The following is a 21,239-nucleotide window of genomic DNA, read 5'->3' as shown; positions in this document are numbered from 1 at the left end:
GTCGGGGCTTCACGGATCGGAAGACGCTGAAACGTTAACCTCAACCAACGCCGCCAGCGCCTCTCGAAGCTTCGGATCGGTACTGCCATCAGCCCGTGCCAGACCGGCACGAGCAACGGATGCGGCGCGCGTTTCATCACCAAGTTCGGACAGCGAGCGAGCGTAGTGCAAGGTGGCGCGCAGCTCGCTGTCGAGACTGTCAGCATGCTGTCGGTAGATGGTCATCGCCGTCCGAAAGTCCTCGCTTGCACTCTCAACTCGTCCGGCTTTTTCGACTGCTTGTCCCCGAACGAAGCGAGCGTCAGCGATATACGGATGGTCCGGGGGTAGCGACGCCTCGTAGATGTTTACCGCTTCAGAAAAACGATCAGACGCTTCCTGCCAGCGCTCAAGCTCCATCAGCAGAAAGCCAAAGCCGTAGACCAGATCTGCGACACGCGTGCTGCCTTCCCCCATTGACCGGCGCGTACTCTCAATCGCCTCGTCAAACAGCTCCCCGGCCGCCTCCAGCTGGCCCATGTCGTGGAGCAGGTTGGCCAGATTGGCCGCGCTGTTGGCCGTATTGGGATGATCGGAGCCAAGCCGCTTCCGACGAATCTCCAGCGCCTTGCGCAGGAGGGGGGCAGCCAACTCACGGTCGCCATCCAGCCCCCGCTGTACAAAAAGCGCCCCCAGGTTGTTGTAACTTTGCGCGGCTTGTAGCGATTGCGGCCCGAATCGATCGATGTTGATCTGCAGCACCTGACGGTCAAGCTCCAGCGCTTCAGCCTCCTTCGCGTCGGTGCGCTGACTGTATAAGACGACGCTCAGGTCGTTCAGACTCGTGACAACGAGCGGGTCGCTAGGAAGGAGCAGGCTTTGGCGCATGGCCAGCGCCTCACGATGCAGCTGTTCAGCCTCGATGAAGCGACCCTGCGCCTGCCGCAGGTTGCCCAGCGTGGCGACGCTGCGGGCCAGGGGAAGGCTGTCATTACCCGCAGCCTCGGAGCGCCTAATCGCCAGCGCGTTGAGGGCCAGGGGTTCAGCATCTTCGATCAGGCTCAGATTGGTAAGCAGGTTAGCCAGCAGATCCTGCAGCTGAGCTCTTAGCAGCGGCTGATCCGCTAGCTCATCGCCGACGTCAGCGGCCCGCCGGACCAAAAAGTCGCGCAGCGTGATGTCGTCTCGGCGGCGATCGGCTTCGGCATAAGGGTCGCTGTCAAACAGATCAACCAGCACCTCGGTCACCTGTTCCGCCCGGTCGCGCTGGGCCCGCGCCTCGTCTCGTTCGCGCTGCGCCTGCTGGGCCTGCCAGGCTGCCGTCAGACCGCCGCTGAGGGTTGCAATCACCGCCATAGCGCTGAGCGGGGTCGCCACCGGATGACGTTGAAACAGGCGCTGCAGCCTCACCCAAACGCCCGGTCTGCGCGCCGAGATCGAGCGGTAGCTGAGGTATCGTCGGAGGTCTTCCGCCAGCTCGGCAGCGCTGGCGTAGCGCTGCGCGGTCTCCTTCTCCATCGCCTTGAGACAGACCGCCTTGAGGTCGTCCTCCACCTGCCGAGCCGTGCCGGTCGGGGTCGAAAAGCGCGGTGGCTGATGCACAATCTGCTCGCTCAGCTCCCACTGCGACTTGGCGTCGAACGGCGCGCTGCCAGTCAGCAGCTCAAACAGCACCACGCCGAGAGAATAGACGTCGCAGGTCACGTCCAGCGCTTCACCGCGAACCTGCTCGGGGCTGGCGTAGCGCAGGGTCATCAGGTGCTCCCCGGGACGGGTCAGCGCATCCTCGCCGCCTGCACTCTCCTCATCCACCAGCAGCTTGGCGATGCCGAAGTCCAGGAGCCGAACCTCGCCGGCTTCAGTCACCAGAATATTGGTCGGTTTGATGTCACGGTGCAGCACCAGCCGGCTGTGAGCAAAAGCGACGGCGTCACAGGCCGCCAGCAGGAGCCGAACACGCTGGCGGGGCGAAAGCTCGGCTCGGGTTGAGTAGGTGACAATGTCGACCCCATCAACATAGTCCATAACCAGATAAGGCAGCCCCTGGTCAGTCAGGCCGGCGTCGAGCAGTCGGGTGATGTTCGGGTGTTCCAGGCGCGCATGGATGCGCCGTTCCTGCAGGAAGCGCGATCGGGCGGCGGGCGTTGAGACCCATCCGCTGAGCGTTTTGATCGCCACCTCCCGGTCGAAGCTCCCGTCGCTGCGGCGGGCCAGAAAAACCTCACCCATGCCGCCCTGGCCGATGCTTCGCAGCACCTCGTACACACCGATGTTTTCCGGGGGCTGGTCCGCGCCCACGCCAGCCTCAAGCGCCAACGCCGGGCCGTCGTGCGCCGCCAGCATCTCGGTCACCTCCTCAAGCACATCAGCGGGGAGCGCCTGCTTGGCGAGCCAACCGGCGCGTGAATCCGGCGCGATTTCGAGCGCCGCCTCAAACGAGTCCTGCAGGAGCTGCCAGCGCTCCTGAGGATTGGTTTCAGTCGAAGACAAAGCTGTTGACGTCCACCTCTTTTCGCAGCCAGGCGATGGCGGCAGTCCAATCCCGCTGCACGGTTTTCATGGACACCTCGAGCGCCGCAGCCGTCTCTTCGAGACTCAGTCCGCCGAAGAGACGACACATGAGCACCTGAACCCCGCGGGGGTTCGCCGCACCCAGCTTATCCAGCGCCAGGTCGATGTCTGTGACCTCCTGCGCCTGCCGGTCGGACAACATGTGGTCCACCTGATCCAGCGGCACTGGCTGTTTGCCGCTGCCGCGTTTGCTGGCGCGATGGGCCCGGGCGTAATCCACCAGCACGCGACGCATACACTCGCTGGCAAAGGCAAAAAACTCGGCACGGGTGTTGATGTTGAGCTGATTTTGCTGGCTGAAGCGCAGATAGGCCTCGTGCACCAGCCCGGTTGTCGACAGCGTATGTGCCTCCCGCTCCGAGCGCAGGCGGCTTCGAGCCAGCGTCCGGAGCTCGCCATAAATCATCGGCAGCAGGTGCTCCAACGCGCCGGTACGATTGCTTGCTACCGACTGAATCCAGCTTGTGATGTCCCTGTCATCGCCCTGCATGGGCCGGTCTCCCTGCCTTGCCTAACCGCATGGTATGTCCGTCGAACCCTGAGTTTAACCCAGCCCGGCCCGATCGGCGGGTCTGGAAAAAAACCTTGTCCAGTTTTGCCGACCGCTCACGCGATGTATCGGTAGACCCATTGGAATAAAGCGAGCATACGATGAAAAAGGACTTATCCGTACTGGCTGTCATCTCGGCTATTGCCTTGCCTACGGCCGCCCTGAGCGGCGGCACCACCATCGTGGTCGATTGGGCCATTGATGAAGAGCCTGGCAGCAATACTCACACCTGCACCTACGCACAGGGCGGCCTGTTTCAACCCGACACCACCGGCCCCGGCGCGGGGCGCTGCACCTTCCGGCGGGCATTGCGAGAGGCCGGGGCGCGACCGACCAGCGATCAGCCGATTTCCATCGTGTTCACCGGCCTTGAGGTGAACGGTGACGGCGACGACGGCAGCTTCGACGGCACCCTCGGCGTCTGGACCCTGGAGATGAGCGACTCCGCTTCCCAGTCTCGGCTGGCGATTGAGGGTCAGAGCATCCTGGATGTCTCTGGCAACGTCACCATCGACGGCGGCCCTCAGGTGAACGGCGGCCCGGCAATCTTCGTCGACACCGAGTTTCCGATCGAAATCGAGAAGCAAAACAACACGATCCGGCGAATGGGTTTTTTTGGCGGCGGCAGTATCCAGCTGAAGGAAAGCGGGAATATCTTCGAAGACAACACCTGGGGCCTGAGCCAGGACGGCAACAGCATCATGTTTGCTGATCCGGTGGGCAACGCGGACAACCTGGCTGGGGCCCAGGGCGTGAACGTCACCCGCGACGGCAATAACGCCACCATTCGCAATAACGTGCTGTCCGGAGCCTCCACCCGTGCCATCGAGGTGAACTCCATGGCCAGCGGCGCGCAGATTCTCAACAACTTCATCGGCACGCGCCGCGACGGCACCGTGCCGGCCCGACCACCCGCCGTCGAGTGCCAGGCGATCGGCCCGTTTAACGTCCCGCCTGATCCGCAGGACTGGTACGGCGGCTGGGGGATTTCGCTGGCCGGCACCGGCGCGGTCATCGAAGGCAATACGCTTGCCGGAATGCAAAATCTACGGTCGACCAATGACACGCCGCCGATTGCCGTCGAGATCTTTGGTGCGTCGCATACCGTCCAGATGAATATCGTCGGGGAGGACAGCGCCAACAGCCCCGCGGGTACCTGCGGTCAGGGCATCAAGTTCTCCGGCGACTCACACCAGATTGTCGACAATATGATGGTTCGGGTGCGGGCTGGCTTTGAGAATACGGACGGCGCGCTGCTGTGGACCGACGACACCTTTACCGACGAAGGCGGCAACACCGTCCGCCGCAATCTCTCTATTGACGGCCCGGAAAAGCTTTACGAGATGGGGCCGCAGATCGGCACGGTCATACGAACCTTCGAAGCGGCAGAGATCCTCACAATCAATGGTCTCAACGTCACCGGCGGCGCGGGCGCCGGCAGCCCCTGCCCGAACTGCATCATCGACTTCTACCTGGACGACACCGACACCAATGCCGAGGCGCTTGCCTATCTCGGCAGCGCCACAGCGAACGGGAGCGGGGATTTCACCTTCACGCTGCCGTCGAACATCGGCGGAGGCCAAGGCATTCGAACCACCAGCACCAGCCAGGCTGACAACGTAATCCCAGGCACGCTCGCCGGAACCACCTCGGAACCCTCGGAGCTGTTTGTGCCGATCCTGCCGGAGGTCATCTTCACCAATGGCTTCGAAGAGTAGCAAGATGGGAAACAACAGCTAGCGGTTTGCTGGCTGCCGCCCCGGAGTGAAGGGGAATAGTGGGCCGCCTGGCAACCAAGACTACTTCAGTCGCCACCTGGGCCTGGCTGGCAAGGCGCGAGCCGTAGCCAATGGCCGTTGCCCTTGGCAAGGTTCGCAACGCCGCCAGGCTGGCCCAGGTGACGACCCGTAGGGCGAGCCCGTCAGGCGCCATGCCGGCGTTGATCCGCCGAGGCCATAGCTACGGCTATGACCCCGACGAATCGCCTTGGCCTGACGCCTGACACGCTCGCTGAAGTAGCCTTGGTTGCCAGGTGGCCCACTTGGGATCACTGGGGATCGGGGGCGGCAGCCGGCATTTTTTTACAGGCGAGTAACGGCCCAGTAGGCGCCGATCAGTCCAATCACGACGCTTGAGGGAAGCGTAAACCAGCGCACATAACGCTCCTGGCCCAGCTGCTTGCGCAGCAGGACCCAGCCCAGCAGAAGAGCTGCGGCCACAACAGTCAGCTGGCCCAGCTCCACGCCCACGTTAAACGCCACCAGCGCCGCGACGAGCTGCTCATCGGGCATGCCCAGCTCCAGCAGGACGCCGGCAAAGCCCAGACCGTGTAGCAGTCCGAAGGCAAATACCACCAGGTAACGCCAAGAGGGTACCGGGCGGCCGCGCAGCCACAGATTCTCCACCGCGACAAACGCAATCGACGCGGCGATGAGCACCTCCACGAGCGTGCCTCCGGGAGAGGTGAGCCCAACGGCGGCGAGCCCGAGCGTAACGGAATGCGCGACGGTAAAGGTTGTGACCTGCCAGAGCAGCACACCCCAGGTCTGCGCGGCCAGAAACAGCGCCAGCACAAACAGGATGTGATCCATGCCGGCCGGCAGGATATGGACATACCCCAGCCCGAGATACTCGGTCAGCGTCTCCCCGAGCGTCGGTGGCTCTTCAATTTCCAGCTGCCCGCTCAGCGCCAGACAAAACGGCGTCGGCAGTTCCGCTGGATCACACACCTCGTCCATCGGATGCGCGGCCGCACCGCTCACCACAAAGATGGCTGGCAGCAGCAGAAAAAAAACGCGGCGAAGAACGCCGCGTTTTTCTAACGCACAATTGTGGTTTGGGGTCTTCAGGGCGCCGGGATAAAGCCGCGGTTGCGCAGCAGCGGGTCGATGCTGGGCTCTTTACCGCGGAAGCGCACGTAGAGATCCATAGCCGGCGCGGTGCCGCCGGCCGAGTAGATGTTTTCTCGCAGCCGACCGGCCAGCTCCTGGTCATAGATGTCACCCGCCTCGCGAAAGGCGTCAAAACCGTCCGAGTCCAGGATCTCCGACCAGATGTAGCTGTAGTAGCCCGATGAGTAGCCCACGGTGCTGGAGAAGATATGGCCGAAGTACGTGCTGCGGTAGCGCACCACAATCTCCGGAATCAGACCCATTTTCTCCAGCGACTCGCGCTCAAATGACGCCACTTCCTGCAGGTCGGTGGTTTCGAGCGTGTGCCAGTCCATGTCCAGGATCGACGCCGAGAGATACTCAACGGTTTTGAAGCCCTGATTGAACTTCGATGAGGCGTCGAGCTTCTCGATCAGCTCTTCGGAGATCGGCTCTCCGGTTTCATAGTGGCGAGCCGTTTCGCGCAGCACCTCGGGGCTCGAGATCCAGTGCTCCATCATCTGGGCCGGGAACTCCGTGTAGTCGCGCGGACCGGACGTACCCGCCAGGCCACTGTAGGTGACGTCCGACAGAATCCCGTGCAGCCCGTGACCAAACTCATGAAACAGGGTGGACGCGTCGTTGAAGCTCAGCAGCGTCGGAATGCCGCCGGAACCCTTGGGGAAGTTGCAGTTGTTGACGATGACCGGACGAACCCGACCGTCGACGTTGGACTGCAGCCTGAAGGAGTTCATCCAGGCCCCGCCGCGCTTGCTGGGACGCGGATGGAAGTCAAAGTAAAAGACGCCCAGGTGAGATCCGTCGCCATCTTTTACCTCAAACGCCTGCACGTCCGGATGGTACTTCGGCAGATCGGGCAGCTCGGTAAAGGTGATGCCGAACAGCCGGTTGGCCACCATAAAGGCGCCGTCGCGCACGTTGTTTAGCTCAAAGTAGGGCTTCAGAACGCTGTCGTCGATCGCATAGCGCTCTTTGCGGACTTTCTCGGAATAATGGAACCAGTCCCAGGCGGCAATCTCGAAGTCGCCACCTTCAGCGTTCGCCATAGCCTGCAGGTCAGCACGCTCCTCTTTGGCGCGCTCCAGCGCCGGCTGCCAGACCTGCTGCAGGAATGCGTAGGCCTTTTCCGGCGTTTCTGCCATCCGGTCTTCGAGCACCCATTCGGCGTGATTGTCGAAGCCGAGTATGTTCGCCCGCTCAACCCGCAGCGAGGCAATCTTGGCCACGGCGCTGCTGTTGTCGCTGTCGTTGCTGTTGCTGCCGCGGCTGGTCCAGGCGTTGTGGATCTGTTCGCGCAGATCCCGCCGCGTGGAGTATTGAAGAAACGGGGTCATCGAGGACCGGGTGAGCGTGAACACATATTTGCCGTCGTGATCGCGCTGCTTGGCTGCCTCAGCCGCCTGAGCGCGCAGAAAGTCGGGCAGGCCCGCCAGCTCTTCCTCTGTCTCGAGCACCAGCTCAAACGCGTTGTTTTCCTTCAGCAGGTTTTGACCGAATTCGGTTGTCAGGCTGGAGATCTCCTGGCCAATTTCGTTCAGCCGCTGCTTCGAGGCGTCGTCAAGCGCCGCGCCGGAGCGCACAAAACCGTCGTACGTACGTTCGAGCATATAGGCCTGCTCATCGGTCAGGTCGAGCGACTCCCGGCTGTCATAGACCGCTTTGACGCGGGCAAACAGCTTCGGATTCAGATTGATGTCACCGGAATGTTTGGCCAGCAGTGGTGAAATCTCTTTCGCCACCGCCTGAAGATCATCGTTGGTATGTGAGGAGACCAGGTTGGAAAACACCCGGGCAACCTTGCTCAGCAGCGGAGCGGTCCGATCCAGCGCCACGATCGTGTTGTCAAACGTGGCTGACTCGGCGTTATTGACGATGGCGTCGATTTCCTCGTTGTGGACCCGCATGCCCTCCTGGAAGGCCGGCATGAAGTGAGATTCTTCGATCTGATCGAAAGGCGGCACGCCAAACGGCGTTTCCCATTCGGCCATGAACGGGTTGCCGGTCAGATCATCAGCGGGAGTCTCCGCCATCGCCTTGCTCTCGGCAGAGTCCGCCGGCGCCTCCGCCGTCGGCTCGCTGTTGTCGCCGGAACAGCCGGCCGTTATGACGATTAGGGCCAGCACAAGCGTCATGAGCAGCTGGGCTGGCGCCAATTTTAGGGTGAATTTGCGCATTGAAGGTCTCCAGACGTTGCGGCGGCCCTGCAGTTTACTGAATTCAGGACGGGCGGAAAGTGCCCGGAGCCTAATCAATCCGCCAGAGGCTGCATGTGCCAATCGTCATCTGGCTGTGTCCGTTTGCGAATCCAGAGGCTGGCGAGCCATTTTTGACCCCGCTCGGGCGCTTTGCCCTCGTGGAGCGTCATTCGATTGACGGACCCGTCTGGCGTCACGTTATCAAAGGTCAGCACGTCTCCACAGCCGCCCTGCACTTCCCGCTCCAGCTCCACAAAGCGAGTCTGCCCGCCGGTGTAAGCGTCATTTAGATAGAGCAGCGCGGTGCTGACACGCTGGCCCTGCTGCGCGAGGTGTGGCCGGTGCGATGGAAACGCGGGGTCAAAGAAATCAAAGTGCGGCAGATATCGCTGATCAGGCTGATAGCGAAGCACCGACAGGACCTCCGCGCATGCTGGCTCCCGTCCGGCCGCGGTCGCCATCCGCCAGCGAATCAGCTGCGAAATGACGTCAGCCTCCAGCGGGTAAAACCCCATCGCCTCATTGGTACGGCTGTGATCCACGCGCTCACCCGCGGCGGCATCATTCACCCGCGCGTGGCGCAGAAACGGCTGGGCCGCAGCGCAAAGATAGGCGCAGACGTTTGGTGAAATTGCCTGCGAAAAGAACTGGAGGTTGATCCCAGCGTTGAGCACCCTGCCCTCGGTACGAGCAAGCACTGGACCGGTTGCCAGCGCGCCCTCAAGCTCGGCCCATCGGGAGTCCTCCGGCCACGGGATGGTGGCCTCTACCGGGCGCCCAAGGACTCGCTGTGCCGGCGCATCGCCGGCGGACGCGGCCAGCCCCAGCCAAAATCTCGCGTCTTCGCGTTGGTCGGTGCCGCTGTCGAGCAGGAGCATTGCAAGCTGGGTGACCGCTCGGGCCAGGCCACCTTTTGCGGCGAGCAGCAGCCAGCTGATCGCCTTCGCCCAGGACTGTCGGGTTCCCGCCCCCCCGGCGACGAGCGCTGCGCAAAACCCCTGAGAGAATGGGTCTCCTTGGACCGCCAGGCTTTGCACCAGCTGGAACCCTTCGCGCGGTCGCGCCGGCGTGTTGTGTCCGGCGAGCAGCCACAGCGCCAGCTGCAGCTGGGCTTCCGCGTGGCCGCGGCCGGCGGCCCCCGCTACCTGTTCCAGCGCCGCGGCGCTTTCACCGGCGCCGTTGAGCGCTAGCCCTCGCTGGTACTGAGCTTTCGGTGTCATAAGACGGCAAAAGCCGGGGCGAAAGTTCGCCCCGGCCAATTGCTGCAGCTTTGGCTCCGCTTAGAAACGGATCCTGAAGCCTGTCGTGAAGCGTCGACCCAACACGTCGTAAACCGAAGCATCGGTATTGAACTGCCCACCGGCGTCCGCCAGAACCGGCGGATCGTTGTCGAGCAGATTGTCGATATTGAGAATCAGATCGATGTTGTCGCTGTAGGCGTAGGTCATGCCGAAGTCGAAGTAATGCTCGGAGTCCACGTCCGTCACCGCCAGCGTGCTTGGGTCAGTACCCAAAGCGATCAGCTCATTCTCCACCTCGCCGACAAACCGGTAACGCAGGCTCGAACGCAGTTTGCCGGTCTGGAGCGTGGCCCGGCCGACAACCCGCCATTCGGGATCGGCATTGCCGCAGGTACCCCGGACGCCAACCGATCCGGCGCAGTCGACCACGTCGGTAACCGGGCTGGACTGCTGCTCGTTTTTGATCACGTAGGTAGCAGCAAGGTTGAGATCCAGCAGGTAGCCGTTGCCAACTTCCGTCGTGTACTTACCGCTCAAGTCCACACCTTCGGTGTTGAGCTGGGCGATGTTCTGGTTCGGCAGCGGCACAAACTCGAGCTCACCGGCGGCGTTACGCGCCGTCAGCGGCTGGCAGAACACGTTGTCCAGGCTCAGGTTCTGATTACACGCATCGATGGTGCTCTGCAGGCCGCCACCAAACTGGGCGATCGCCCCCTCGATTTCGATGGAGTAGTAGTCCGCCGAGAGCTGGAGGTTTTCGATAAAGCTGGGCTGGTAAACAAAACCCACCGAGTAGGTGTCGGAGCTTTCCACGTCCAGATCCGGGTTGCCGCTCAGGATCACCTCAATCTGGTCATCAGGCTGCTGGAAGTTACCCAGCAGTCCCTCGGGAACGCCAAGCTGCAGACAGAATGCCTCCTCTTCCGCCGTTCGGCCGGCACCGGCGTTACAGAAGTCTTCACCGCCCGGGAAGCTGTTGGACGATCCACGGAACAGTTCGAGAACGTTGGGTGCTCGTACCGCACGCTGATACAGGCCGCGCAGCTTCAGCGTGTCCGTGGGACGCCATTCACCGCCGAACTTGTAGGTGTCAACGCCACCGACGTTGGAGTAGTCGGAGTACCGATAGCCCACTTCTAGGGCCGCGTATTCGGCCATGGGGGCACCGGAGACCAGCGGAATGATCGACTCCATATAGAACTCGGTTACGTCGTACTCCCCCGCGGTGGGCAGGCCGGCGTTAAAGCCGTCGACGTCACCTGAAGCGAGGAACGTATCGGGCAGAAACTCTGCCTCCTCGTCGCGCTGCTCCAGACCGGCCGCAAAACCCACCGTTCCGCCGGGCAGATCAAACAGGCTGCCCGCAATGTTGGCCGCAATCGTGCGCTGCTCAACGTTGGTGATGTTGGTTGCCGCGGCGCGGACCCAATTGATCATCTCCGGCGTCATGACACCTTCACCAAACGGATTGAGCACCACACAGCCGGCAATACCGCTGGCGCACTGGGTCGGGTCGTTCGGATCCACCAGCAGGCCCTGCTGGAACTTCGACAGCACGATGTTGCCGCCCTGTCGCTGCGTGTTCTCCATCCGACCGTAGTTGTAGTAGACCTCCCAGTCCCAGCCGTTGAGGTTACCCTCCAGGCCAATAACCGATCGGAAAAGGTTCCGACTGTCGTCGCTTGTGCGGCCGCCAGCTTCCAGCATCCGGCGGCTTAAGCCACCGGTAACGATGCCGTCACCGTCGGTATCCGCTTCCTGGAACAGGGCCAGCACGCCGGCCGGGATAAACGGGTTATTCAGATCGAAGTCGACCGAGGACTCGTTATAAGGCGTTGGCGCAAGCGTCCGGTTGATCCGGTTGTTGGCGTAGGTGAATTCACCAAACAGGTTGATGTTATCGCTCACCTCGTAGTTGCCCAACGCGGTGGTCGTGAATCGCTCGAGCGGCAGCTGCAGATTGTTGAACGGCGCAAAGTTGAACGTGTCGTCCGGCGAGGTGTAGTCGTCCGGATTGCCGTTGTCGTCGACAAAAAACCCGCTGCCGCCGATGGTGTCGCCGCGCGTGTCGGTCAGGCCGTTAAACGCGGCACCAAAGATGCGCCCCTGGGGAATCCGGGACGAGCCGCCGGGAGACAAGATCGGATTCCCGTTGTCGTCCGTATCCTCGTCGAGTTCGATCGCCGAGAAGTCACGCGCGGATGCAAACGTCTGTTCCCGCTCGAAGTAGTTGGCGTACAGCACCACGTTGCCTCGACCGTCAGAGGAGTTGGTGCCCCAGATCATATCGACGTTGGTGCGGTCCGAGTCGCTTTCCTCAGACATACCAAACTGGGCGTTGATGCCAAAGCCTTCGTAGTTTTTCTTCAGGATGAAGTTCACGACACCGGCCATAGCGTCAGAGCCATAGACCGCCGAGGCGCCGCCGGTGGCGACCTCAACCCGGTCGATCAGCGCCGGCGGGATGTTGTTGATATCCACAACCCCGTTGGTTCCCGACCCGACGATCCGCCGGCCGTTCATCATGACAAGGGTCCGAACCGTACCCAGATTTCTGAGGTCGACGGTTGCGGTACCGGTTCCGGGGTTGTTGGTGGTGGCACCAAAAGAAGGCACAACCTGCGGGAGCGTATTAAGCAGCGACTCCGTCTCTACCGTGGCGGCGAGTTCAAACTCCGCCGAGTCCACCACCGCCACCGGGCTGTTGGCAACCAGGTCGGGGCGCGGAATGCGGGAACCGGTAACGACCACCTCCTCGAGCGAGTTGGGTTCTTCGTTCAGCTGCTGGGCGCCGGCGGTGGCCATCGTGGCCAGTGCCCCCACCACCGCTGCGCTCAGTTCTCGACGTTTCAGTACTTTCATCAGTGTTCCACCTTTTTCGGTTAAGCACACAAGGGTCAGCGTGCAGAAAAGTAAGCCGTGCCTTGCCGCGCCAGGTCCGTCCAGCGCTTAACGGGAACTTAACGAAATGAAAGCGACCGACCGTTGCGGAGACTGATACGCGGGTTGCGCTTTTTGATCAGATGAAGGCGGAAGGTCAGTAAATCGGTAAATCAGCGCAACAAATGACCACGGACGGTCCGCAGCGGACTCCGGTCGACGGTCAGGGACGAGCGATCAGATCAGCGAAAACGAGCGTCAAAAGCGACGGTGAGACGCAGGGCCTTACCTTTAAAGGAGCGCGTGCCGTGCCAAAGCCAGGACGGAAACAGGACCAGCCGTCCCGGTTGAGGTCGAACCCAGCGCTTAACGCCTACCCCCGGCACCGCAAAGCGCGGCGCTCCGAAGCCGAGTTCTCCTGCATGGGGATCGTCGGGATCAATCAGCTCAGGCACCGAAACATAAAAGGCGGAGCTGACCACCCCTTCCGAGTGAAGATGGTTCACGTGAAAACCGCCGGGTTCGAGCCGGACGGACCAGCACCCGACCAGGATAGGCTCACCCTTGAGAGAACCTCCGAGCCAGCGCCCGGGCTCAGCCAGCTGGCTGGCCTGATACGCCGTCAGCGCTTCGGAGAAAAATTGGCGCAGGCGGACCAGTGCAGGCGTGGCGCAGTTGAGCAGGCTGCGGAGCGTTTGCGACCCGCCGCGAACACTCAGGTCCAGCGGCGCCCAGCCCTCTCCGTGCAGAGCTGCCAGCTCTTGCGCCAGCGGGCGGCAGATCGAGCGCCACAGATCGGAGGGCATATCGTGCACCTGAACCAGCCGCTCGAGATCCAACATCTGATCACCGAGCGGATCCCCAACGGCCCTCAACGCCGTGATGTGGGCTCCCAGCAAGCGCGGATGGTCCGGCAGGCGCTCCCGGGCTTCCTCGATAACCGGCAGCACGTCCTGTGCGCATCCCGCACTGAGCTGCGCGTCCAGCAGCTGTCGTGAGAGTCTCACTCGCTCCGGATCCCTGGCGCACGCCGTCTGGGCGACTGCCAGCGCCGACTCCGGGTCACCCAAGCTGAGGTAGCAGTCGGCCCGTTCCAGCAGCAGGTCGGTGATTAGTCGGCTGGCGCTCGTCGGCTTGGCACGCCCGTCAGAAGGCGAGCATTCTGTTGCGTTCAGGGTCTCTTCCAGCAGCGAAAGCGCCTGCTGGACCTGACGCCCGTTGCGCAAGGCGGCCGCGCACGATCGAACGAGGCTCAAATTTTGTGGTTGTTGATCGACGGCCTTTTGCAGCAGATCCGACCAGCCTGGGTCACCGCGCAGGTAACGAAGTCGCGCTAGCAGCGTATGCAGGCCCTCGCTGGCCGGCCAGCGCTCAAGGCTCGACAGCAGAAGCCCTTCGGCCGCTGCCGGCCCGAGCCCCGGCCCGTCAGCCTGGGCGGTGGCCCGAGCCTGGAGCTGCTGAAATTGCTCCGCCGCCTGGGGGTCGGTTGTCTGGGTGTCCGCCAGCACGGCCAGGGCGTTTTCCGGTTCCCCCTTATCCAACAACAGGCTGGCGAGCGCGTAGCTGGCTGCAGCGAAGCTGGAGCGCGCGCTGAGCGCCTGCGAGAACGCCATGTGTGCTTCTTTTGGCTGATAGTTCGCACGAAAAGCCTGCCCGGCGGTAAGCCAGGCGTCGGCATCGAGGGGATCGTGGTCCAGCAGCGTTTGCACCTCAACGATCGCCACCTGAGGAAACCCATGTCTGATGAGGAGCTGCGCAAGCGCCAGCCTGGCGGCGCGCAGGCCGGGCTGAGTCTTGAGCGCTTCGCGGTACGCGCGCTCGGCTTCAGCGGCGCGCCCCTCGGCGGCCAGCGCGCGGCCCAGCTTCAGCCAGGCCTGCGGGTGATCGGGTGTTGTGTTGGGCGGCATCTGCAGCAAGGCAGATGCGCTCGGCGTTATGGTTTTGCCCATAACGGCATTATTTCAGCGACAGCAACCGCTCACCGCGCAAAACTTGCGCATTAACTAATGAGGACTGGCAGCGCCGTGAAAAAAGCGTTTCGGGAATGGTACGCCCAAAGAAAACGCCGCAATCAGCGGCGTTTTCGGAGCGTCGGATGAATTCGACGTCAAATCAAACACGGTCCGCGAGCCACAGCAACGCTGGCAAAATCGTCGACCCCACATCCCTAGCAGTGGCCGATCTCCAGCTAACCGTAGACACCGATTTTGGGGGAGGTGCGGCCCAGGACGGCCTGCATGGCATCTACCGTCTGACGCAACCCGCGAACCGGTTTGAAACTTAAAATCGTTTGGTTAACTCCCCAGCTCGAAGGGGCTCCCAATGCCCTGCATCGAACTATGGGCAAATATTACCGTCGCGGGCTCGAAATTGGAAGTCAAAAACCGTAAACTAATCAACGATATACGAAAATCAAAGACCTACGAACGAAAGCTAGAATCTACTTGAGGAGTAGCTCCCGGAGACGCGCGACAACTTCCTTGTCTGGCCTTGCATAGTGAACGCCATGGCCTGCGGAATCAATCCCCCGTAAGTACAGGTACAGCACGCCCCCGATGTGCTCTTCATAGCGATACTCAGGCAGGCAACGATTGAGGTGTCGATCGAGCGCCAGCAGATAGAGGTGATATTGGAAGTCATAGTCGTGGAGGGCCACATCCGCCGCAAGCTGCGGAGCGCCGTAGTCGGCGGGTGTAACCCCGAGCCGAGAGCTCTTGTAGTCGATTACCCAGTAGCGGCCCTGCCAGCAAACAATCAGATCAACGTATCCATGGACGTACCCCCGCACGGTCTGCGAATTGAAGTACGCGGGGGGCTCGGAACCCCGGATCACCTGCCACAAGGCTCCTGGCTCTAGCTGCGGGGTATGCAGGTGGAACTCCATCTCCCGCAGCTCCTCGTGGTGTGCGATCTGCTGCAGCACCATGTTGTCAGGACCCAGCGGAGTCGTCAGCAGCAGGCTGACGGTCGAAGCCAGGGCGTCGAGGTAAGTGAGCGGCAGCGAATAACGCTGAAGGTACTGCGCGGCCAGACGCTGAACCTCCTCGGGCCCAGCGTTAAAACCGGGCAGGTTTTCGAGCAGATCGTGCATCATCAGGCCCGTTTGAGCCCCGGCGGGCAGCGCCGCAATCGAGCCCTCCGCAGGTTCCAGCGGCGCCGCGGCCGTGGTGATCTGTTCATCGATATCGCGGTCTTGAGCTGCGCCGCTGAACAGTCTGGAGTAGCTGCTGACCAGCCAGCGTCGCGTCGGCCGGGTAGCGGGCTCCCGGTGGGTCGGATAAGCCGGCGCCGGAGCCCGAGCCATGGGACGTTCCGGTTCTTCCACCATTCGTGCGCCCGCCCGCTGAAACCCTGCCAGATACCGCTCGAGCAACGCCGCGTAATTGCGCTTACCTGGCGGCATACCAAACGTGTCGGCATGTTCCGGAATCAGCAGATGGCTCAACCCGCTCTCCGGCGTTCCGCTGCGGGCGTCAACCGACCACGGCAGATAGCAGGCGGCCTGGGCGCGAGTGAGCGCCACGTACGCCACCCTCGCGTTTTCGCTGATCCGCTCGCGTCGCTGCTCCGCTCCGCGCACTTCTGCCTGGTCGGTTCCGAAATCGAACACCAGCTGTCCGTCTTCGTGCACCTCAACAAAACTCTGCGGGTGTCTGCTGCTGCGCCAGAGAAACGGACAGAACACCACCGGGTATTCCGCCCCTTTGGCTCGGTGAACGGTCGCGATCGGCACCACCTGAGAGTCGCGATCCAGCCGAACGATACGTTCTTCGGACCGGCTGGGGTGCTGCCGCTCAGCGCTGAGCCAACGCAACTGATCATCAAGCGTGTGGCTGCCACCGCCGGTCTCACTTTCCATCAGGTCTGCCAGCTGCAGAAGGTTCGACATCACCGCAGCACCATTGGGCAGCGGCAAAATCCGGTCTGCGACCTCCACCTGTCGCAGCACCGCCAGCAGCAGCGGGTAAACCCCCTGGTCGCTCCAGATCTGTCGCCAGTCGCGGAGTCGATCCGCCCAGCGATCCTGCTCGGCTTCGTCGTTGCGCCAGCGATAAAGGTCCTGGGCCGTGAAACCCAGCAGGCGGGTGGTCAGCGCGCCTGCGACCCGTTCGCGACGAGCGGGCTGTGAGACAGCATGCAGCAAGCGCTCGAGCTCAACCGATTCAGCCGATTCAAAGACGCTTTCTACTCCCGCCCGTGAGGAGGCAATCCCGAGCGCGGCCAGTGCCTCTGCCATGGTTGCCGCCTGCGCGTTCGACCGAACCAGCACCGCCAAATGCTGAGCTTCCAGGTTATGAAGCTCGTCTCCCTCACGCAGCTTGGCCCGGCCCTTATCCGCGAGGCTGAGCAACCGGGCAATTTCACTGGCGCAGGACTGGGCGGCACGGCTGCTGCCTCCTGGTGTGTCCACAGACCAGACCGTCAGCGCGGACTGCGGCTCATCGTCGATTTCCAGCAGCAGAGGCGTTCGGGGCGCGGCGACGGCGCTCGCGAACTCAATCGCCGGCAGCAAAAACGGTTGCTCCGTCGAGCTGAAAAGCGCGTTGACCGCGTCGATCAGCGCTGGCTGTGCCCGCCAGTCCTGGACCAGGCGATAGCAGTTAGGCGTCTTGGCTCGGGTCGCGAGATACGCGTGAAGGTCAGCCCCGCGAAAGCCATAAAGCGACTGCTTCGGATCCCCTACCCGCCATACCGGCACATTCATGGGACCAAACAGCCGCTCAAAAATCTCGGCCTGCAGCGGGTCAGTGTCCTGATATTCATCCACCAGCAGCGCGCCATAGCGGCCGTCGGCCTGCGCCACCAGCGCCTTCGCCACGCCATCGTCCTTAAGAGCGCCGTGGAGCTGCTGCACCAGGTCGTCAAACGTCAGGGCATGATTGGCCCGTTTCCAGTCGTCCAAGCGCCGGCGAACGTCATCCAGCAGCAGCCGCGGCAGGTTCTTGCGGTACAAATCGGCCGCTTCCACAAACGTCGTTTCCAGCGCAACGCAGCGATCCAACGCCGTAAAAAACGGGTGCTCGGGAACCGACTCGGCTTTCTGCAGCGTCCCGCTGCTGATCTTCTCCTGGCTGAGTCGGCTGACGTCGCGTAGCTCGGCTCCGCCCAGACCGAACCGCAGGTAGGCCGGCATAACGCTGAGCGAATGGTCGACACGCTCAGGGCTGTGGCTGGTCTTTTTGAAGGTCTCCGCCGCGTCGCGCAGTACGTAAACGATTGCCTCGCGATCGGCCTCCCAGATGTCGGCGGCCTTTTTCCGCGCTACCAGGAGGGCTTCCGCCAGCTCGCCGGGATCGGACAGTTCGGGTGCCTGGATAACAGCGTAGGGGCGCGCAAGCAGGCGATCCACGTCACTCGACAGCTTCTGGTGGTCCATCGATTGAAGCTGCGCCACCAGCGGGCCTGAGAGTGTCGCCAGATGATCGACCCAGGCCTGCTCGACAATATCACCTAGAACCTCTCGCTGCTGGTCGACCACAGTCGCATCGACGTTGAAGCCGCTGGTGAGACTCGATTCGGTCAGCACTCGCTGACAAAGGCTGTGAATGGTCAGCACCGGCGCCAGATCGAAACTCCGCAGCGCACGATCGATACGCCGCAGCGCCTGGTCATCGCCACGAAACGGCCGGCAGATTTGCCGCACGGGATCGTCAGCGCTGTCAGCGTTGCTGACCGCGTCCTCAGCTTCAGTCAGGTGGCCGCGCGCGGCGAGGAGCGTTTGCAGCAGGCGCGTTCGGAGTTCGCCCGTGGCCGCTCGCGTAAAGGTGATGGTAACAATCTGATCGTGGCTTAAGCCGCGTTCGAGCATGAGCCGGAGAAACAGGCCGCACATGCTGTAGGTCTTCCCGGTTCCGGCGTTCGCTTCCAGCAGATTCCAGCCGTCCAGCGGCACGTTTACCAGATCAAAGTGCTGCATCGGACTCATGCTCGAAAAGAGGTTGCCAGACTGTCGCCGCCAGCGCCTCAAACTCGGGACCCAGCGGATCGCGGCCCCGCATGGCCAGTTCGACATACGGATTCGATGCGCCGGCGTAGTCGAGCTCAAAATCCGCGGCTTTCCCGGCTGCCTGGCGCCTCGACGGGCCCGGGTAAAAGCGCAGCGGAGCCTGCTGCCCGGCCACAAAACCCTCGACGAGTGTGGTCAGCACAACCTCCGGGTCCTCGACCGATCGAAAACGCAGCGCGCCGGCGGTACCCACCAGCAGACTGCTCGCCTCGGGTTGCCGGGTGCAAAGCGCCAGGTGCCTGATCCAGCAATCGAGCTCGCGGGCCCCTTCGAGGCGGCTGTGGCTGCTGGTCATGCGCCGCTCGGCAATCACGCCGTCCACCGTGCCCTCAAGCACCACGCCCCCCAGGGAAATGCTCACCGAGAGGTCAGCTGGACGGCCTGCCAGGGTAAACCGCTGTTCACGCTCCCGCAGCTGCTGCGCCTGGCTGGTCATGCCGGCAGCAAGCGCCAGGCCGAGCTTGCCGTCCGGAAGCGCCACGCTGTCGGCCAATGCTGCCGTGAGCGTTGAGCCCAACAGATCTTCGTCACCCGAAAGAGCCTGCTCCAGCAGCTGGTAGCGGGTCAGCCCATCGATCGACGCCGGTGGGAGCTGAGCCAAAACGCCTTCCGGCAGCTCGAGCCAAACGCCTAAGACCTGTTCGACAAACCACCGTGCAGGGTTCCGCCAAAAACGGCACAGATCGTCCAGCGCGATGGTATCGATCCTTGCCATTGGGAGCGGGTCGGTCAAAAAGCGTTCAACCGGCGCGGCCGCTGCCACGTTGAAATGGGTGCTGTAACCGGTCTCCCCCGAACCGTATTGCGCCGAAAAGCCATGGAGCGGGACCGTTCGCGCGAGCCTGTCGGGCGCTATCCCGTAACGACTCTGGCACCAGGCAGTCAGCTCCTCGAGCACGCTGGACAGCGACTCGAGCTCCGCCGTGACAGGGTTTCTCGACCGGCCACTCAGCAGCAGCGCGTCCCGTGCGGAGCTGATCCACTCAAGGACCAGCAATCGATCTTCGAGCAGGCGGACGCGGTCACCGGTTCGTGGCGCAGACAGGTCCATCCGGTTCAGCTCAGAGCGCAGCACCGGCGCCGGGAACTCGCCGTCGGTGACTCCGAGCACATAAATGATCCTCGCCGGCAGAAGCCGCACGGCCGCCGGCGTGGCGACGGTCAGCGCGCCGGGGCCGCCGCCTGCCAGATGCCCTGGCGGACGAACCTGATTCAGCAGCGTCACCAGTGCCGACAGGTCAACAACAACCTCCTCGTGCGACGTGACCTCCGCCAGGGCTTTGTACAGTTCGGCCAGCGCGCCCAGATCTGCAAGGTCGGGATTCAGCGCCGCATCACCAAGCTGATTGATCAGCGTGGACCAGCGTCGCAACGTCTGCGGTCGACTCAGCCGTTCATGAAACGTCTGCAGCAACTTGAGCAGATCGAAAAGCCGACCCATCTCCTCGGCTTCCGACGGGTGTGCCAACTCCGCGCTGTGGAGCATCCCGTCTTCCGACCTTTCGGTCAGCGCCGAAACCAAGCGATCGAGCGCCGTTTGCCAGGAAAACTTGCCTTCCGGCACGTCGACGAACAAACCGCTTGCCTGGACCCAGCGGTGGACGCTCGAGACCTGACCCGGGCCCAGGCCAAAGCGACGCTGAATCGACGGATATTGCAGGAGGTCCAGAAACAAACGATCCAGTGGCGGCTGACTAAGCAGCCTCAGCAGCTGCAGTAAAGCGCTGCCAGCGTCAAACGTTCGGGCAGCCTGCCCTCCGAGTACCCGCCAGGGCCACTGGTCGGAACCGGCGCGACCAAACTCCGCCCGAATCGCCGGCAGGTAGGCATCTAAGTCCGGACAGATCACCAGCACATCGTCCGGTGCGAGCGTCGGGTCCTCGTCAAATCGGCGCTGCAGCTCGTCCCGGCACACCTCCACCTCACGCTGGCGGCTGGCGCACCGCCGGATACCGAAACTTGGGTCAGCGACAACATCGCGCGAGTCTGCAGCGTAATCAAAGCTCAGCAATTCACGCTGAAGGGTTCCGAGCAGCGAGGCCGGCAAGTCGGCATCGAACAGGTCAACCTCGTTGGGCTCCCACTGGAACAGCTGGTCTGCCACTTCTTTCAAAGGCTGTCCCAGGGATGCGAGCAGCTGCGACACGTAAGGCTCCTGCTCCTGGCTGACCGCTTTGGGCGAGCGTGGGCTGGGCACATCGGTCCAGTAGGCTTCGGTTGGCGTCCAGTGATAAACCTGCGTGGGAATCGCCTCAGAGAACCGCCTGATCGCCAGCAGCAAACCCGGCGACAGCGTGGTGAGCCCAAACACATGAATCGACGGCAACGCGAGCGAGGACAGGTCGACCCTGTCTGTCGCCCCCAGCCACTGAATGGCCCGTGCCCAATGCCACGGTTGATCTTGCGTTAACTGGCGCCAGAGCCAGCCCTGCCATTGCCCTCCCCGGCCTTGTTCCCACTCCAGAAGCCAGTCGGGCCGGAAGGCAAGGTATTGATCGAAGACGTCGGCCAGGCGCCGCGCAAACGCCATCTGAGAAGCGGAGTCCTGCCACTCCAGATAGCGACGCAGCGGCGCAAAGGCAGGCTCCGTTGGGAGCTGCGCAAACAGCCCAAAGATCCGCGGCGTGAGCTGCGCGGGCGAAAACTCGCCACCCGGTTTGATCTCGGGGTTTGCCGCTTCGAGCAGCCGCCACACGGCCGCGGCTGCGGGGGTGAAATGGATGTTCGCGCTGACCCCGTTGGCCTGAGCCAGCCGGCGCGCCAGCCACTGGCCCATTTCGGGGTGTGGTGTCAGCACCCAGGGCGCGGCCAGCGGATTGTCTCGAGGCCCGCTGAGCGCCTCGGTGAGTCGGTCGGCGAGCGTTTCCAGGCGATTCCCTTGGCAAAGGGCATACATGGGGTTGTGCTAAAATCCGCGTTAATTGT

Annotated in this window: 11 protein-coding genes; 2 read left to right on the top strand and 9 right to left on the bottom strand. The window is 62.7% G+C overall.

The genetic code is table 11. From position 1 onward, the window contains the following. Positions 1-9: 9 nt before the first annotated feature. A complete protein-coding gene (locus AAF358_23745; GenBank protein MEM7708590.1) occupies positions 10-2,469 on the bottom strand; it encodes a serine/threonine-protein kinase in 2,460 nt (819 codons plus the stop codon). Then, positions 2,456-3,040 (bottom strand): ECF-type sigma factor, encoded by a 585-nt coding sequence (locus tag AAF358_23740; GenBank protein MEM7708589.1) that lies wholly within the window; start codon positions 3,038-3,040, stop codon positions 2,456-2,458. The genes AAF358_23745 and AAF358_23740 overlap by 14 nt, the downstream gene beginning before the upstream one ends. 161 nt (positions 3,041-3,201) lie before the next feature. Between AAF358_23740 and AAF358_23735 the strand changes: the two genes are divergently transcribed. Both AAF358_23735 and AAF358_23730 read left to right on the top strand, forming a co-directional pair. Next, complete coding sequence (locus tag AAF358_23735; GenBank protein MEM7708588.1) at positions 3,202-4,818, top strand: hypothetical protein; 1,617 nt, start codon at positions 3,202-3,204, stop codon at positions 4,816-4,818. Between the two features lie 131 nt (positions 4,819-4,949). Next, positions 4,950-5,102, top strand: coding sequence for a hypothetical protein (locus AAF358_23730; GenBank protein MEM7708587.1), 153 nt, complete (start codon positions 4,950-4,952; stop codon positions 5,100-5,102). A 79-nt stretch (positions 5,103-5,181) separates the two neighbouring features. Here AAF358_23730 and AAF358_23725 read toward each other — a convergent pair whose 3' ends face one another. The 7 genes from AAF358_23725 to AAF358_23695 all read right to left on the bottom strand — a co-directional run bounded on the left by AAF358_23725 (position 5,182) and on the right by AAF358_23695 (position 21,210). Continuing rightward, positions 5,182-5,862: a HupE/UreJ family protein gene (locus tag AAF358_23725; GenBank protein MEM7708586.1), complete on the bottom strand. Its 681-nt coding sequence runs from the start codon at positions 5,860-5,862 to the stop codon at positions 5,182-5,184. 83 nt (positions 5,863-5,945) lie between these two features. Beyond that, on the bottom strand, positions 5,946-8,165 hold the full coding sequence (locus tag AAF358_23720; GenBank protein ID MEM7708585.1) for a M3 family metallopeptidase: 2,220 nt from the start codon (positions 8,163-8,165) through the stop codon (positions 5,946-5,948). 74 nt (positions 8,166-8,239) lie between these two features. Then, positions 8,240-9,406: a 2OG-Fe(II) oxygenase gene (locus tag AAF358_23715; protein ID MEM7708584.1), complete on the bottom strand. Its 1,167-nt coding sequence runs from the start codon at positions 9,404-9,406 to the stop codon at positions 8,240-8,242. A gap of 60 nt (positions 9,407-9,466) precedes the next feature. Continuing rightward, positions 9,467-12,289, bottom strand: a complete 2,823-nt coding sequence (locus AAF358_23710; protein MEM7708583.1) for a TonB-dependent receptor — start codon at positions 12,287-12,289, stop codon at positions 9,467-9,469. A gap of 260 nt (positions 12,290-12,549) precedes the next feature. Further along, positions 12,550-14,256, bottom strand: a complete 1,707-nt coding sequence (locus tag AAF358_23705) for a putative 2OG-Fe(II) oxygenase (protein ID MEM7708582.1) — start codon at positions 14,254-14,256, stop codon at positions 12,550-12,552. Between the two features lie 491 nt (positions 14,257-14,747). Further along, positions 14,748-18,233, bottom strand: coding sequence for an exodeoxyribonuclease V subunit beta (recB, locus tag AAF358_23700; GenBank protein MEM7708581.1), 3,486 nt, complete (start codon positions 18,231-18,233; stop codon positions 14,748-14,750). Continuing rightward, entirely contained in the window at positions 18,211-21,210 is a 3,000-nt protein-coding gene (locus AAF358_23695; GenBank protein ID MEM7708580.1) for an exodeoxyribonuclease V subunit gamma, read from the bottom strand. Before AAF358_23695 ends, recB begins: the two co-directional genes overlap by 23 nt. Positions 21,211-21,239: the final 29 nt, after the last annotated feature.

It is taken from the genome of Pseudomonadota bacterium, assembly GCA_039033415.1.
Taxonomy (GTDB): Bacteria; Pseudomonadota; Gammaproteobacteria; order Xanthomonadales; family SZUA-38; genus JANQOZ01.
This window is presented reverse-complemented; position numbering and strand designations above follow the sequence as displayed.

Bases quoted from the DNA above. Each gene is read 5' to 3' on its own strand.
- AAF358_23740 (MEM7708589.1), bottom strand. From the start codon at position 3,040: ATGCAGGGCGATGACAGGGACATCACAAGCTGGATTCAGTCGGTAGCA.
- AAF358_23735 (MEM7708588.1), top strand. From the start codon at position 3,202: ATGAAAAAGGACTTATCCGTACTGGCTGTCATCTCGGCTATTGCCTTG.
- AAF358_23730 (MEM7708587.1), top strand. From the start codon at position 4,950: ATGGCCGTTGCCCTTGGCAAGGTTCGCAACGCCGCCAGGCTGGCCCAG.
- AAF358_23720 (MEM7708585.1), bottom strand. From the start codon at position 8,165: ATGCGCAAATTCACCCTAAAATTGGCGCCAGCCCAGCTGCTCATGACG.
- AAF358_23715 (MEM7708584.1), bottom strand. From the start codon at position 9,406: ATGACACCGAAAGCTCAGTACCAGCGAGGGCTAGCGCTCAACGGCGCC.
- AAF358_23710 (MEM7708583.1), bottom strand. From the start codon at position 12,289: ATGAAAGTACTGAAACGTCGAGAACTGAGCGCAGCGGTGGTGGGGGCA.
- AAF358_23705 (MEM7708582.1), bottom strand. From the start codon at position 14,256: ATGGGCAAAACCATAACGCCGAGCGCATCTGCCTTGCTGCAGATGCCG.
- recB (MEM7708581.1), bottom strand. From the start codon at position 18,233: ATGAGTCCGATGCAGCACTTTGATCTGGTAAACGTGCCGCTGGACGGC.
- AAF358_23695 (MEM7708580.1), bottom strand. From the start codon at position 21,210: ATGTATGCCCTTTGCCAAGGGAATCGCCTGGAAACGCTCGCCGACCGA.